Here is a 14,197-nt window from a genome sequence, read left to right as displayed (position 1 = left end):
TCATTTCCCGCAAATATAATCTGTGAGGCCTGCCCGGCGGAGTGCCATGACACGGCGAGACGCAGCCGCATTCAGAGCTGCAATGAAGAACATGACCGATGAGATCGTAACCTCATGCAACAATGGATTATGCAACATCCCATAACTCGCGCACACGAAACTGAAATAAATGAGCGCGCGCCGCATCGCCCAGCTGTCCGCGGTTTTCCAGAGAAAGACAAAAATCGCGATAAAGGCTGAAAACATAAAAAACAGGCCAACAATGCCGTCATTCAGCAGCTCATCAAGCACGGTGTTATGCACATGACGGAAGCCGGCAAGCAGCGGGGCTTGTTCGCCAGCCTGCTGCCTGACAATATCCATTTTGGAATAAGAGCCGACGCCTGCTATCGGATGTTGCCCGATTATTGTGGCTGCACTTTTCCACATGACTTCACGAATATCGGCGGAGAGTTTGTCTTCCCATTTTGAGCTGTCACCGCTGTCGTAATATTCGACCATTCCGGCAAAACGCTTGGAAAGCGTGTCTCCAACCGGCCCGACAACAATAAGTGCTGCGAGTGCCGCAGCCAGTGCAACATAGACCGCACCTTGCTGCCTGAGACTGTATTTTCTTAAGAAAAGCACGATTTCGACCAATGCGCATATCGGCAAAACAACAATGACAGCGCGCGTTTCCGATGTGAGGACCGCTGCAAGCCCAAGTACCAGCCAATGCGGTCCATTTGGCAGATAGCGTGGCGCCCGCGAAATCGGAATGGCGGCAGAAATCGCCGCAACACCTGCAACAAAAGCAAATACGGCTTCATTGCCTCCGACGCCAATCCGTCCGCCTTTGGTCAGAACAAGGTAAATAACCGCCAACACCGCCAGAATAATACCGGCGCGTGAACCAAGCACGTAGGATCGCAAAGGGTTTCTGACCAGCACCATGCCCGCGCCTGCAAAGGCAAAAACGGTTATAAGCAGCGTGTATCCAATCTGCCGATTGCCAGAAAAAGGCTCACCCCTATAAAGAATAAGTCCGAGCGACCAAGCCGCGTATAGAAGAATGAAAATATAGAATTTTTTCGCAAATAACCGCGTCGTATTATGGCGGGCGGCAGCCAGATAAATGCCCAGACATGAAAAAACAAAAAGGAGAATTGGCCCAAGGCCCAGACGGACCGGCATTGCCGCAGACGCAAGCGCTAAAACCCAGCCATCCACTCTTCGCCTCACCAGAAATGACTTTTTAAAAAACTTCAACTATCCACTACTCCCAATCGCTTAATGCGCAAAGCGTAGGCGATTCGCCTGATATAGTCAGTTGTTCTAAAGAGGAGTGTGCTCAGCCTTTTATAGGCCGGCAAGCGCGCTTTGGCGTAAGTATTCCGGCCGTCCGCAATCGTTGACAGCCCCACTTGACGAAGCGCAACCAAAGGCTGCTCCGTTAAAAAGAACTCATAATCTCCTGCCCAGCCGCGCTCCAGGGCAACATCATATGGCAGCGACATTGGTTTAATCGCTTCCAGCAATTTAATTGCTCCGTTTCGCGTTACAAGATAAGCGGCAGAACTGCCCAACGGGCCGTGCAAGCAGCGCCCAATCGAATTACCACCTTCAACCTGATTGAAACGGCGATAGGCAGCTGTGCGATGATTGACGAGTTTAATCACATCCCAGCCTTGCAATTTTGATACGCTGGAGATGAAAGGTAAAAAATCCGGCGTAAAAAGAACATCGTCTTCGGCAATGACTGCGTAGGCTTCCGGGGCTGCGGCAATTGTTTCCAAAGCCTTGATATGGCTAAAATAACAACCGATTTCTGCCGGCAGAGCAATTTTTCCGTGGCGGCGGCGGAAACCAGCTTCATCAAAATTACCGAGTTCATCAGCTTTCAACTGCTTGCCTTCTACGGCCTCTACCCGGCGCAGTTCAATTCCAAACTGATCGGCACTTTGCTTCACGTCATCCCAGCGCTGTGAAGAGCGCGCAAGATTAATGACGTAGACCGGGACTGAACTGCTCACGCGTTATCTTTCTTTGACATTCATCTGCCCTGTACCACTATGGGCGTGTTGATTATAAAGCACCGCATCCTATGCACTTCAATTTTATATCAATTCCCCAAATTCAACGTTAATCATAAATCACAGAGCTAACTTTAAGACACGATCAAACAGGATTTATGCTAAAAACACTCAAATCTGACCGTACCAAGGCAATTCTCAACTGGTATGATCGCCATCACCGTATTCTGCCATGGCGCGTAACACCAGTGCAGAACGCACGGGGCATGACAGCAGATCCTTACCGTGTCTGGCTGTCCGAAATCATGCTGCAACAAACAACCGTTGAAGCAGTGAAATCTTATTTCACGAAATTTGTGGAGCGTTGGCCGGATATTATGGCAATGGCCAATGCCAGCGAAGACGATATTCTTCGCGCATGGGCGGGCCTGGGTTACTATTCGCGCGCACGCAATCTCAAAAAATGCGCAGATATTATCGCAACAAAATATAATGGGAAATTTCCGTCGACCGCAGCCGGATTGAAAGAACTTCCAGGTATAGGCGAATACACATCAGCAGCAATTGCGGCTATCGCCTTTGGAGAGCAGGCAGCCGTGGTTGATGGCAATGTTGAGCGCGTTGTCTCTCGACTCTTTGCCATCGACACGCCGTTGCCCGCGGCAAAAACCCAAATTCGTGCGCTGATGGGAGAACTGACACCAGACGACAGGCCCGGGGATTTCGCGCAGGCCGTGATGGATTTGGGCGCAACAATCTGCACCCCACGTCGCCCAGCTTGCGCAATTTGCCCGGTTAATGATGGTTGCGAGGCCTTGGCGGCCCACGACCCTGAAACATTTCCGGTCAAAGCACCAAAAGCTCAAAAACCAATCCGTGTGGGAGCTGCATTCATTGCCATTGCGGGAGATGGCTCCATTTTGCTGCGCAAACGCAAGGGCCAAAGCCTGCTTGCCGGGATGACCGAAGTCCCCGGCAGTGATTGGACCGCACGCATTGATGGCGATGTCACGATCAATGCCGCACCGTTTGAAGCTGATTGGGTGTCCTCGGGCAGCATTACCCATGTTTTCACACATTTTGAGCTGCGCCTTTCCGTCTATGCGGTCAGCGATATACTCAAACGCAATGATACGGACGGCTGGTGGTCTGCTCCTTCAGACCTTGAAGACGAAGCACTGCCAACCGTCATGAAAAAAGCGATCAGTGCTGCAATTCCGACGGCATTTAAACGGGGGAGGAAAAACCGTTGACCACTCAGGTTAAACACGTTGTTTTCGATATTGGCAAAGTGCTGCTGCATTATGATCCGGAACTCGCTTATCTCGAAGCGATTCCTGATCCAACGGAGCGTCGCTGGTTTCTGGACAATATCTGCACCGGTGAATGGAATATTGAACAGGATCGTGGTCGAAGCTGGCAGGACGCCGAAGCACTTCTCATTGAAGAGCATCCTGAGCATACCGACAATATACGGATGTTTCGTCGGAACTGGAACCTTATGGTTCCGCACTCTTATGACGACAGTGTTGCGATCCTGCGCGGGCTGATTGCTCAGGGCCATGATGTGACGATGCTGACGAACTTCGCTTCCGACACGCTGCGCGAAGCACAGGGGCGCTTTCCGTTTCTCAACGAAAGCCGTGGCATCACAGTTTCAGGCGACATCCGCACATTGAAACCAAACCGCGAAATTTACGAACACCACGTTACAAGCTTTAATCTTGATCCGGTGGCAACGCTTTTCATCGATGATAGTCCGGCCAATGTTGAAGGCGCCAAAGCCGCCGGATGGCAGGCCGTACATTTTACCAGCGCACCCAAGCTTGCCGATGATCTCAGAGGCTATGGTCTCTCCTTCTGATAACAAAAAGACACCCGAAGCAAATTGCTTCGGGTGTCTTTTTATCAGACTTTGTTGGAGGTCGTCCGATAGTAAACTCTGATTTCAGTTATGCGCCTGCTGCCGCCATCTGATCGCGGATAATTTTGCGCAGATCATCAATAGGTTTCAGCACGCCTGCTTCTTCATAATGCCAGAAAGTCCAGCCATTACAGGCATCAAAACCCTGCACTTTGGCACCGATGCGGTGAATGGAGCCAGCTTCGCCATTGGCGGTGAGTGTTCCGTCCGCACGGATGATCGCAGCGTGACGGCGGCGTGCATCGGAAAGCACGGTGCCCGGACGCAAAAGACCTGCTTCCATGATCGACGTAAAAGCGACGCGTGGTTCAGCACGCTTGCCAGTCATCACTTTCAGCTCAGCCTTGCCCAGTGGCTCAACCGCATTAATCCGTGCCGTTGCAGCATCGATATAGTCCTGCTCGCGCTCAATACCGACGAAATGGCGACCAAGGCGCTTGGCAACAGCACCGGTAGTGCCCGAACCAAAGAACGGGTCAAGGATCACATCGCCCGGCTTGCTCGAAGACATCAGAATGCGTGCAAGCAGTGCTTCCGGTTTTTGCGTCGGATGCACCTTATCACCGTTTTCGTCTTTCAGACGCTCCGAGCCTGTGCAAATCGGGAACAGCCAGTCAGAGCGCATCTGCACATCGTCATTCGCCGCTTTCATGGCGTCATAATTGAAGGTGTAGCCCTTCCCTTTCGAATCTCGCGATGCCCAGATCAGCGTTTCATGCGCGTTCTGAAAGCGGCGGCCACGGAAGTTCGGCATCGGATTGGTCTTGCGCCAGATGACATCATTGAGCAGCCAGAAACCAATATCCTGAAGCTGCGTGCCAACGCGGAAAATATTGTGATAGGAGCCGATAACCCAGATTGTGCCATTTGGCTTTAGCACGCGGCGGCAAGCCATCAACCATGCACGCGTGAAAGCATCATAAGCCTGAAAGCTTTCAAACTGGTCCCAATGATCGTCAACGGCACTGACCATCGACTGATCCGGGCGATGAAGATCACCGCCAAGCTGAAGATTGTAGGGAGGATCGGCGAAAATGACGTCCACCGAGTGATCCGGAAGGCGCTCCAGAGCGGAAACGCAATCACCCTTAATGATAGAGTCGAGCCAAGCGGTACGTGGGGCCTCTACAGGCAACTCATGTGCAAGACGTACTAGGGACATGGGATACTCAATTACTTGTGAACGCGAAAAACTTGTCCCTATGGTTACTGAACAGGGTAAATATGGGGTTAACGCCAAGTGATTGAAATTGTAAATCTTTTCTTAACTTCTCTGCAAAGGCCCGCATTTGCTGGGCTTCGCACAACCATCTGTCTTTGACAGTTTTGTTCCAGCCATATTAAAGCCGTCAACCAATTGCAGTGCAGTCAGGAAAAATGGCTCATTCAATAAGGCTTGATTATTCGTTTCCCCCTATAATTGCGCCTGGGATTAAAACTGATTTGCGTAACTGTTCCATGTGTCTTCATGAATATTAATGAACTGCGTCACAACCGATATTTACGTATTCTTTTCGTACCCTTTCGCATGCGCGCAGTTGTGCGCGGCAGCGAAATAGGGCTTGTGATCGCAGGCGCGCTGGTTGGTATCATCTCCGCGCTGGCAGTTGCAGCCATTGCGGGCATTTCCCAGAGGATGCATCAGGCGCTCTTCGGGCTTGCTGACGGCGAACGACTAAGCTCCGCCTCGCAGCTTGAGTGGACAGCCTACTTCGCCCCGCTTGCAGGCGGTATTTTGATGGGCGTCCTGATCTGGGTGCTGGCACGCTGGCGAAAAAAGCCGATTGTCGACCCTATCGAAGCCAATGCGTTGCATGGCGGGCGTTTGTCGCTGACAGACAGTTTTATTCTTGTCGGGCAAAACCTTGTTTCCAACGGCTTTGGTGCTTCAGTTGGGCTTGAAGCAGCCTATACGCAGCTTTCAAGCGGATTTGCATCGCGCATTGGCCGCGCGCTCAAGCTGCGCCGGGCCGACCTGCGCACCCTTGTGGGTTGCGGAGCCGCAGCAGCCATTGCAAGTGCTTTCAACGCGCCACTTACAGGCGCATTTTACGCTTTCGAGCTGATTATCGGTGTTTATTCCATCGCGACACTGGCGCCTGTGGTGGTCGCAGCAATTGTCGGCATGCTGGTCACGCAAGCCATCGGCGGAGCACCCCTGGTTATTCACGTCGGTCAGCTTGATGGCATTGCTGCACGAGATTATGTGCCAGCACTTGTGCTGGGTTTAATTGCGGCAGGTATTGCCATTTTGATCATGCGCGGCGTGACGACAGTCGAACGGGTTGCCCGCAAAAGCGTTGTTCCCACGGTGCTGGCTCCGGCATTTGGTGGCGCGATTATCGGCATGATCGCTTTCGTCGCCCCTCAGGTTCTGGCTTCAGGTCACGGTGCATTGCATCTCGATCTCAATGCAAATCTGACAATTCCGGTGCTGCTGCTTCTGATTTTCGCCAAATCTCTGGCATCCGCCGTCTCCATTGGCTCAGGCTTTCGCGGCGGTCTGTTTTTCGCCTCGCTCTTTCTCGGCGCATTGACCGGTAAGCTTTTTGCTGCGCTCACGGGCTACGTCCTGCCACTCACCCTTGAACCGGAAGTTTATGCGGTCATCGGCATGAGCTCAATGGCGGTCGCAATCATCGGCGGTCCATTGACGATGACATTTCTGGCGTTGGAACTTACCGGGGATTTTCCAATAGCGATGCTTGTCCTGGGGGCTGTCGTTTCTTCATCGCTCATGGTCAGAAAGACCTTCGGTTACTCGTTTGCAACGTGGCGTTTCCACCTGCGCGGCGAAGCAATCCGCTCTGCGCATGATATTGGCTGGGTGCGCAACCTCACAGTCCTTCGCATGATGCGCCATGATGTTCGTACCGTTTCCATCGACACAGATATTGAAACCTTCCGCAACGACTTCCCGCTTGGCTCAACGCAGCGCGTCATTGCAGTGGATGGCGAAGGCCGTTATGTCGGAATGATACCTGTGCCTGAGGCTTATTCGGAAAGTTTTGACAGCACAGACACCCAGAAGGGCATCATTGATCTGCTTCGCTATCAGGATGAATTCCTGCTGCCGCAGATGAACGCGAAAGAAGCTGTGGTGCGCTTTGACAGGGCGGAGGCCGAAGCGCTCGCAGTTATTAACAATGCGCAGGAGCGTAAAGTTCTCGGGCTTTTGAGCGAAGCACATACGCTGCGCCGCTATAGCGAAGAACTCGACCGGCGCAGACGGGAAATTTCAGGCGAGGTTTAAGTTACTGAGAAGTATCGGTGACGGGCTCCACTCCGCGATTTTCCGGTGTAGCGCTGTAATAATATGGCGTTGCAAGAACGAACGCCAACACAACTGCAATTGCGAGAATGAACAGCACAACGGATTTTCGCATCAATTTCTCCTTCACTGAAGAAAGAAACGGCTTCACACCGACATCGTTCCCTAAAATTCCGGCAGCCGATACGCCGAAGTTTGACCTGGTGAGCATAAAGATGTAGCTCATCGACAATGTTTTGTGGGTGATCTTACCCCATCATCTCCCAAGTAAAGGCTTTTGACATGGCAGCTCCGGCCCTGATTATTTTTGATTGTGACGGTGTATTGGTGGATTCCGAAATCATCGCAGCGGAAGTCGACGCAGCACTTCTGACAGAAGCAGGCTACCCGATTGAGGCTACAGAAGTTGGCGAACGCTTCGCTGGCCTCACCTGGCAGGACATTCTTCTGACGGTTGAGCGCGAGGCAGGCATTCCCATTTCCGCTTCCCTTCTCGACAAGGCAGAAAAGCTGCTGGATGAGCGTCTGAAAAACGAAGTTCAGGCGATTGATGACATTGTCGAGGTTGTTTCTGCGCTTGATCTGCCAAAATGCATCTGCTCAAATTCGACCAGTAAACGCCTTGAGCTTATGCTCAAGCGGGTCGAGCTTTACGATCTTTTTGCGCCAAATATTTTCTCGGCGCGGGAAATTGGCTCGAAAAAGCCAAAGCCTGCACCCGATGTCTTCCTTCATGCCGCCAAGCATTTTGGTGCCGATCCGGCTGATATAATTGTAATTGAAGATTCAGCGCACGGCATTCATGCAGCACGCGCGGCGGGAATGCGCGTCATCGGCTTCACCGGCGGTGCGCATACCTATCCGGGGCACGCTGACAAATTGACAGATGCAGGCGCCGAAACCGTCATCCATCGCCACAAGGATTTAGCAAGCGTGATCGATGCTTTGTCGATCTGGACTGACGCCTGATCTTATTCAGACACATCCCGGAAAATTTCGTTGCGCGCCATGTTGGGCGCGCAAAGTTGATTAAGCAGCGCTACGCTTGCTTTTGTTTTTCGCTGCGGCATTGAGCGCGGCAAGCAATTCCTTCGACTCGCTTTCACTTAGACCAATCATCAGCCTGTCACCAATAGAGGCAGGCTCGTCGGTCGCAGCGTCGAAAATTGCCCAAGTATCTGTCGGCTCAAGAACACGTTCATATTTCGGTTTCATGGGTCTAAGCTCAGAACGTTCATTGCCGCCCTGCCCCTAATGTTTCGTTACAGTTTTTCATAAGAAGCGGCCGCTGCCCATTCTAAGGCAGAGCTGTCTCATTCGTTACTGTTTTACACCAAACATCTTGCGATTCATTTCACAGAAGCAGTCGAATTTAACAAAAGCCCAGAATATTACTTCTATAGTTAATTTTTGTTTCGTAATGGCACATTGACAAAAGCGCTGATCTGATTGGCTCAAATCAAAAAGGCGCGCTCTAAGGCAACGGTCTCCTGTGGGATCCGCTAAAATTACGAACCGGATGCAGACTTGGGTCGGCCACGTTTCTTCACAGAGGAAACATTCCCGACAAGCACCTGCACCGCAGCTGCGTCGACAGGTTTTCCAAAGAACCAGCCTTGTCCAAAAAGTTCAGAGCAAATGCCGCGGAAATATTCGGCCTGAGACTCCGTTTCGACACCTTCGACCACGATGCCCAAGCCATGCTGATGCGCCATCGAAATGATCTGCGGAACGATAGAAACCGTATCAACCTCATTGCCGACCGTGCGCGTAAAAGCCTTGTCGATCTTGATGGCGTCGACCTTCAACTCATCCAGATATGCAAGGCTGGAATAGCCCGTTCCAAAATCGTCAATATAGACCTTATGGCCTCTTTCGCGCAGCAATTTGATGCCCTCGCTGGCCTTTGCAAAATCGACCGGTGTGCGCTCTGTTAGCTCCAGCCCGATCTGTTCCGGCCTGATGTCGGCTGTGGTCAAGCGCTCATCAATGGCCTTCATAAATTCAACGCTCTGCAGATCGCTGGCCGTAATATTGATATTAATATGCAGCGCGCGTTGCTTTTTAAGCAATCCTCCCATTTCAAGGATAACGCGGTCAAGAACGTAAAGCGTGACTTTATCCGCAATACCATGAGCTTCTGCTTTAGCGATGAACAGGTCAGGCGGAACAAAATCATCCTTGGTTATTTCCCAGCGGATCAGCGCTTCAAAACCAACGATTTTGCGGCTGCTAATATTCACGACCGGCTGATAAACAAGGGTTAACTGTTTTGCTGCAAGCGCTTTTCTCAAAAGTGACATCAACGAACGATCACGGTTGCGGTAATTGCTCCAGCCAATTGCCAGCCCGCCTCCCACAAGCATTCCAAGGCTGATAAAGACCAGCTTCAACAGCCCACCAGAATTGCCGCTCCAGCCTGGAGACGTTGCAATAAAAATACAGATGCCCGTCGTTTCGTCGCAGGATTTCTGCTGCAGGATACCATCCGTTATCTCGAAAACCCGTCCCCCACTGACGGGAAAGAGACCGCTTACGACATCTCCCGGAAAATCAATTGGATTGCTAAATAACCGGGCGAATTGTGTCCGGTCCTCGTTCACCATGAAAACAGCAAAATGATATTGAGGAATATGGAGCGCATCAAAGGCAACAGCGCTTAGCACCACATTTGCTTTATCTCGGCCTATAATGGGTCCGTGGCTACCCGGTGTAATCAGCTGCTCGTCACGATAAATGTATGTGTGATCCTTGAGAAGAACATCCTCCTTGCTTCTCGGACGTGAATCCTTGAGTTCATTCAGAAGTGTCGAACATTGCAGTTTTTCATTTTCAAGCCGACCAATATCCTTGATATGATAACCGGAGAAAAGAAGCTCGCGCATATACTGCTTATCATCAGCGCCACATATCGGGTTGGTTGAACGGTTCATTTTATCCAGCACATCACGGGCAGAACCGACAATGCGGTTCGCCTGCGTCATAAGCACCGTCATATAGGTGTTCATGTCGCCTTCTTCATCAAGCAGGCTGAACCTCTCACCTGCCCACTTGCCCGCAAAAGCACCAAGCAGCAACATGATGCAGATAACGAATGGGACCGGCGAAAGAAATGAACTGCGCGGAAACCTCATTAAAACCGCCTTACCAAACTTAAAAAATGAACAAGCCGTAAAATATTACCATCGTTCTGTAATGCACTTTCATAGTTCCAGCTCATATTACCTGACGCCGGAAGCAATACAGAATGATTGTATTACCGTTCATCAAAATTAATAAATCGACTAAACGCCGAAAATACAAAAAGAAAAGTGAAACATGCTTAAGAATAGAACAACGTCTAAAAGCTGCTTCTATAATACAAACGGCTTATGGTAAAATCATAAGCCGTTTGTCAAAATTCAATCTATTAAATTCCAATCCGGCTTACTTCGTATTGTAAGGCCCTTCATCGAAGCCGACAAAAATCTGCACGCTTTGTGCGCTTGCCGTTGGGATCGAAATCGCCTTGTCGTTGAAGACGAATTGCGTCGCACCGCCACTCGAAACATTCACAGTCTGCTTGTGCAGCTTGGAATAGATAACCTTGCCACCCTCAACCACGGCAACACGAATCGGCATAGTGATATTGCCGCTCTTGTATTTCGGGCCGGGGACGACCTTGCCGGCAGCGGCAACATCAAGATTGATGGTTCCGTCAGCATATTGGCAGGCGCGCGTGGTGTCAGTCAAAGCTGCCTGATAGATGACGCGGCTTGCATCCTTGTCGCCACCCTTTTCATAGGTATTGAAATAGGCCGTGCCTTCACGCAGCGAAACGGTGGGGCAAAAAGCGCGCAGCTCCGATTCCTTGATGCGCGGCTGACCAGCTTCGGTAAGCGATCCGTCGGCTGTTTTCTGCGTGCCGCTCGTTGTGCAGCCTGCAAGTGCTGCGAGCAAAATCGTTGCAAAGACTGGTAACAACGATGAACGATTCTGTATTGGTTTCTGCATAAACCGGGCTTCCCTGCACTGATCGACCTGTTCTATACCACTATGCAATGCACAGTGTGAGGGTGTTTTCCCGTTTTTTATCGTCAAGAGCAACCCCACCCTTCAAAGGATACTTTAATTCTTGCGGCTTTTTTAGGGAGGCTCTATTGCATTCAACGGTTAAAATCCGCCTCGATCCGAAATGAAGGCCCTTAAGATGAAATATATCAGCACACGCGGCGAAGCACCTGTTCTGGGGTTCAGCGATGCTTTGCTCGCCGGACTTGCCCGTGATGGTGGTCTCTATCTTCCGCAGAACTATCAGCAATTCACGCCCGATCAAATTCGTGATCTGCGTGGAAAATCCTATGTGGATATCGCGCTGGCCGTGCTCACTCCCTTCATCAATGGTGAAATTCCGCAGGCCGATTTTGAACGCATGGTGCGCGAGGCCTATGGTTCTTTCCGTCATGACGCAGTCTGCCCGCTGGTTCAGACAGGGTCGAACGAATTCATTCTTGAACTGTTTCACGGTCCGACGCTGGCTTTCAAAGACGTCGCCATGCAGCTGCTGGCCCGTATGATGGATTATGTTCTGGCACAGCGCGGCGAACGTGCGACAATCGTGGGAGCGACTTCCGGCGATACCGGCGGTGCCGCCATTGAAGCATTTGGCGGCCGTGACAACACCGATATATTCATTCTCTTCCCCAATGGCCGCGTATCCCCGGTGCAGCAGCGCCAGATGACGAGTTCCGGGTTTTCCAATGTTCATGCCCTTTCCATCGAAGGCAACTTCGATGACTGCCAAAATTTGGTCAAGGGCATGTTCAATGATTTGCAATTTCGCGATGCCATTTCGCTTTCCGGGGTGAATTCAATCAACTGGGCACGCATCATGCCCCAGATTGTCTATTACTTCACCGCAGCACTGAGTCTTGGCGCGCCGGATCGTGCCGTTTCGTTTACCGTGCCAACCGGCAATTTCGGCGATATTTTCGCAGGCTTTGTTGCAAAGAAAATGGGTTTGCCCATTGATCAGCTCATCATTGCCACCAATGATAATGACATTCTTGCGCGTACGCTGGAAAACGGCGCATATGAAATGCGCGGCGTCGAACAGACGACATCGCCATCAATGGACATCCAAGTTTCGTCTAATTTTGAGCGTTTGCTGTTCGAAGCACATGATCGTGATGCAAGTGCTGTTCGCGGCCTGATGGAAAGTCTGAAGCAATCAGGTGGCTTCACGATCTCTGAAAAGCCACTTGCCGCAATTCGCGGCGCATTTTCTGCAGGGCGTTCAACCGTCGAGGAAACCGCAAAAATCATCAAGTCCGTTCTCAACGACGATGGCTATCTGCTTGATCCGCATTCGGCGATTGCCGTTAAGGTCGCTCGCGAAAAAGTGTCCGGCACTGCACCAATGGTGGTATTGGCCACCGCGCATCCGGCCAAATTCCCCGATGCTGTAAAGGCTGCAAGCGGTATTACACCAGCACTGCCTGGGTGGCTTTCAGACCTTATGGATCGAAAAGAAAGCTTCACAGTTCTTCACAACGACTTGAAAATCGTGGAAGAATATGTTCGCCGTCATTCTCGAGCATAAGTGTGAAGGCTCTTTGAAGAGAATAAGAACGGGAATTAGGGAGCATTTTGCTAATGGGTGTTGAAGTAACGCGTCTTTCCAATGGTCTGACCATTGTAACGGATAACATGCCGCATATCGAAAGTGTTGCACTGGGTATCTGGGTTAAGGCGGGCGCAAGAAACGAAGCTCCGGATCGGCATGGCATCGCCCATTTGCTTGAGCATATGGCCTTCAAAGGCACAGAAAAGCGTTCTGCCTGGCAGATCGCCTCAGACATTGAAAATGTCGGCGGCGAAATCAATGCCGCGACAAGCGTGGAGACCACATCCTATTACGCGCGTGTTCTTCGCAAAGACATGCCTTTGGCCATCGATATTCTCGCTGACATTTTGACCGCTTCCAAATTTGATGAGGCGGAACTTGAGCGCGAGAAGCAGGTGATCCTGCAGGAGATCGGCGCGGCACATGATACACCTGATGACATCGTCTTCGACCGCTTTTCTGAAACCGCTTATCGCCACCAGCCGATCGGGCGCGCTATTTTGGGCGAACCGGAAACGGTCATGTCATTCACATCCGACAACTTGCGCCAATATATCGATGAGCAATACAGCGCAGACCGCATGGTGGTAACGGCTGCAGGCGGCGTCGACCATGATGCGTTTGTAAAAGAAGTTGAAAAGCGCCTTGGTGGTTTTCGTGCGCATAACACTGCGCCAACGCTTGACCTTGCGACTTATGTTGGCGGCGATTTCCGCGAAAATCGCGAATTGATGGATGCGCAGGTTTTGATCGGCTTTGAAGGCCGCGCCTATCATGTGCGCGATTTTTATGCCTCCCAGCTCCTTTCCATGATCCTTGGCGGTGGAATGTCCTCACGTCTGTTTCAGGAAGTGCGCGAAAAGCGTGGCCTGTGCTATTCTGTTTATGCTTTTCATTGGGGCTTCTCCGACACAGGCCTGTTCGGCATTCATGCCGCGACGGGCCGTGATGAACTGGTTGAACTGCTTCCGGTTATCATTGATGAGCTGCACAAAGCAGCCGATTCCATAAGCATTGAAGAAGTGAACCGCGCACGCGCGCAATACAGCGCAAGCCTTTTGATGTCGCAGGAAAGTGCGGCGAGCCGTGCCGGTCAGATCGCTCGTCAGTTTTTGCTCTATGGCCGTCCCGTGCCAAACAGCGAGCTGATGGATCGTTTGTCGCTCATCACGCCTGAGCGGCTGAGCGATCTTGCAGGACGCCTGTTCCTTGATAACAAGCCGACGATTGCAGGCGTTGGTCCGGTTGGGCGTCTGATGAGCTTTGAAGGACTCACCGATGCGCTTTCGACCAGCGCACATACGCGAAAGATTGCAGTTTAAGCGATAAGGCAGCAGGGTTTTGTGAACTCATTCTACGGAAAGCCCTTTTGCCCTGTTCACCAG

General features: G+C 51.3%; 13 protein-coding genes. 6 read left to right on the top strand and 7 right to left on the bottom strand.

The window, feature by feature from the left end; translation table 11 throughout:
- A complete protein-coding gene (locus tag OPR82_RS03985) occupies positions 1-1,248 on the bottom strand; it encodes an O-antigen ligase family protein (RefSeq protein ID WP_265983136.1) in 1,248 nt (415 codons plus the stop codon).
- Positions 1,245-2,012 carry a glycosyltransferase family 25 protein gene (locus OPR82_RS03980; protein WP_265983135.1) on the bottom strand — a complete coding sequence of 256 codons (768 nt, stop codon included), beginning with the start codon at positions 2,010-2,012 and terminating at the stop codon, positions 1,245-1,247. Before OPR82_RS03980 ends, OPR82_RS03985 begins: the two co-directional genes overlap by 4 nt.
- Before the next feature lie 158 nt (positions 2,013-2,170).
- On the opposite strand from OPR82_RS03980, the gene mutY reads away from it, so the two are divergent.
- Positions 2,171-3,265: an A/G-specific adenine glycosylase gene (mutY, locus tag OPR82_RS03975; RefSeq protein ID WP_265983134.1), complete on the top strand. Its 1,095-nt coding sequence runs from the start codon at positions 2,171-2,173 to the stop codon at positions 3,263-3,265.
- Positions 3,262-3,876 (top strand): HAD family hydrolase, encoded by a 615-nt coding sequence (locus OPR82_RS03970; protein ID WP_265983133.1) that lies wholly within the window; start codon positions 3,262-3,264, stop codon positions 3,874-3,876. Before mutY ends, OPR82_RS03970 begins: the two co-directional genes overlap by 4 nt.
- An 88-nt stretch (positions 3,877-3,964) precedes the next feature.
- Here OPR82_RS03970 and OPR82_RS03965 read toward each other — a convergent pair whose 3' ends face one another.
- A complete protein-coding gene (locus OPR82_RS03965; RefSeq protein ID WP_265983132.1) occupies positions 3,965-5,098 on the bottom strand; it encodes a site-specific DNA-methyltransferase in 1,134 nt (377 codons plus the stop codon).
- Positions 5,099-5,404: 306 nt separating this feature from the next.
- Here OPR82_RS03965 and OPR82_RS03960 point away from each other — a divergent pair, with 306 nt between their 5' ends.
- A complete protein-coding gene (locus tag OPR82_RS03960; RefSeq protein WP_265983131.1) occupies positions 5,405-7,189 on the top strand; it encodes a chloride channel protein in 1,785 nt (594 codons plus the stop codon).
- Position 7,190: 1 nt separating this feature from the next.
- On the opposite strand, the gene OPR82_RS03955 is transcribed toward OPR82_RS03960, so the two are convergent.
- The gene (locus OPR82_RS03955; RefSeq protein ID WP_265983130.1) at positions 7,191-7,322 is read right to left on the bottom strand and encodes a hypothetical protein; all 132 of its coding nucleotides are present in this window, start codon (positions 7,320-7,322) and stop codon (positions 7,191-7,193) included.
- A 167-nt stretch (positions 7,323-7,489) separates the two neighbouring features.
- On the opposite strand from OPR82_RS03955, the gene OPR82_RS03950 reads away from it, so the two are divergent.
- Positions 7,490-8,176 (top strand): HAD family hydrolase, encoded by a 687-nt coding sequence (locus OPR82_RS03950; protein ID WP_265983129.1) that lies wholly within the window; start codon positions 7,490-7,492, stop codon positions 8,174-8,176.
- A 60-nt stretch (positions 8,177-8,236) separates the two neighbouring features.
- Here the strand turns inward: OPR82_RS03950 and OPR82_RS03945 are convergent, their stop codons facing one another.
- The 3 genes from OPR82_RS03945 to OPR82_RS03935 all read right to left on the bottom strand — a co-directional run bounded on the left by OPR82_RS03945 (position 8,237) and on the right by OPR82_RS03935 (position 11,200).
- Entirely contained in the window at positions 8,237-8,422 is a 186-nt protein-coding gene (locus tag OPR82_RS03945; RefSeq protein ID WP_265983128.1) for a hypothetical protein, read from the bottom strand.
- A gap of 293 nt (positions 8,423-8,715) precedes the next feature.
- Positions 8,716-10,341 carry an EAL domain-containing protein gene (locus OPR82_RS03940; protein ID WP_265983127.1) on the bottom strand — a complete coding sequence of 542 codons (1,626 nt, stop codon included), beginning with the start codon at positions 10,339-10,341 and terminating at the stop codon, positions 8,716-8,718.
- Between the two features lie 292 nt (positions 10,342-10,633).
- Positions 10,634-11,200, bottom strand: a complete 567-nt coding sequence (locus tag OPR82_RS03935; protein ID WP_265983126.1) for a hypothetical protein — start codon at positions 11,198-11,200, stop codon at positions 10,634-10,636.
- A 196-nt stretch (positions 11,201-11,396) separates the two neighbouring features.
- On the opposite strand from OPR82_RS03935, the gene thrC reads away from it, so the two are divergent.
- Positions 11,397-12,788: a threonine synthase gene (gene thrC, locus OPR82_RS03930; RefSeq protein WP_265983125.1), complete on the top strand. Its 1,392-nt coding sequence runs from the start codon at positions 11,397-11,399 to the stop codon at positions 12,786-12,788.
- Positions 12,789-12,841: 53 nt separating this feature from the next.
- Positions 12,842-14,134, top strand: a complete 1,293-nt coding sequence (locus OPR82_RS03925) for a M16 family metallopeptidase (protein WP_265983124.1) — start codon at positions 12,842-12,844, stop codon at positions 14,132-14,134.
- Positions 14,135-14,197: the final 63 nt, after the last annotated feature.

This window comes from Ochrobactrum chromiisoli, assembly GCF_026241335.1.
In the GTDB taxonomy this organism is placed as follows: domain Bacteria; phylum Pseudomonadota; class Alphaproteobacteria; order Rhizobiales; family Rhizobiaceae; genus Brucella; species Brucella chromiisoli.
The sequence above is the reverse complement of the archived record's forward strand: the minus strand, read 5'-3'. Positions and strand labels throughout refer to the sequence as shown.

Bases quoted from the DNA above. Each gene is read 5' to 3' on its own strand.
- mutY (WP_265983134.1), top strand. From the start codon at position 2,171: ATGCTAAAAACACTCAAATCTGACCGTACCAAGGCAATTCTCAACTGG.
- OPR82_RS03965 (WP_265983132.1), bottom strand. From the start codon at position 5,098: ATGTCCCTAGTACGTCTTGCACATGAGTTGCCTGTAGAGGCCCCACGT.
- OPR82_RS03960 (WP_265983131.1), top strand. From the start codon at position 5,405: ATGAATATTAATGAACTGCGTCACAACCGATATTTACGTATTCTTTTC.
- OPR82_RS03955 (WP_265983130.1), bottom strand. From the start codon at position 7,322: ATGCGAAAATCCGTTGTGCTGTTCATTCTCGCAATTGCAGTTGTGTTG.
- OPR82_RS03950 (WP_265983129.1), top strand. From the start codon at position 7,490: ATGGCAGCTCCGGCCCTGATTATTTTTGATTGTGACGGTGTATTGGTG.
- OPR82_RS03945 (WP_265983128.1), bottom strand. From the start codon at position 8,422: ATGAAACCGAAATATGAACGTGTTCTTGAGCCGACAGATACTTGGGCA.
- OPR82_RS03940 (WP_265983127.1), bottom strand. From the start codon at position 10,341: ATGAGGTTTCCGCGCAGTTCATTTCTTTCGCCGGTCCCATTCGTTATC.
- OPR82_RS03935 (WP_265983126.1), bottom strand. From the start codon at position 11,200: ATGCAGAAACCAATACAGAATCGTTCATCGTTGTTACCAGTCTTTGCA.
- thrC (WP_265983125.1), top strand. From the start codon at position 11,397: ATGAAATATATCAGCACACGCGGCGAAGCACCTGTTCTGGGGTTCAGC.
- OPR82_RS03925 (WP_265983124.1), top strand. From the start codon at position 12,842: ATGGGTGTTGAAGTAACGCGTCTTTCCAATGGTCTGACCATTGTAACG.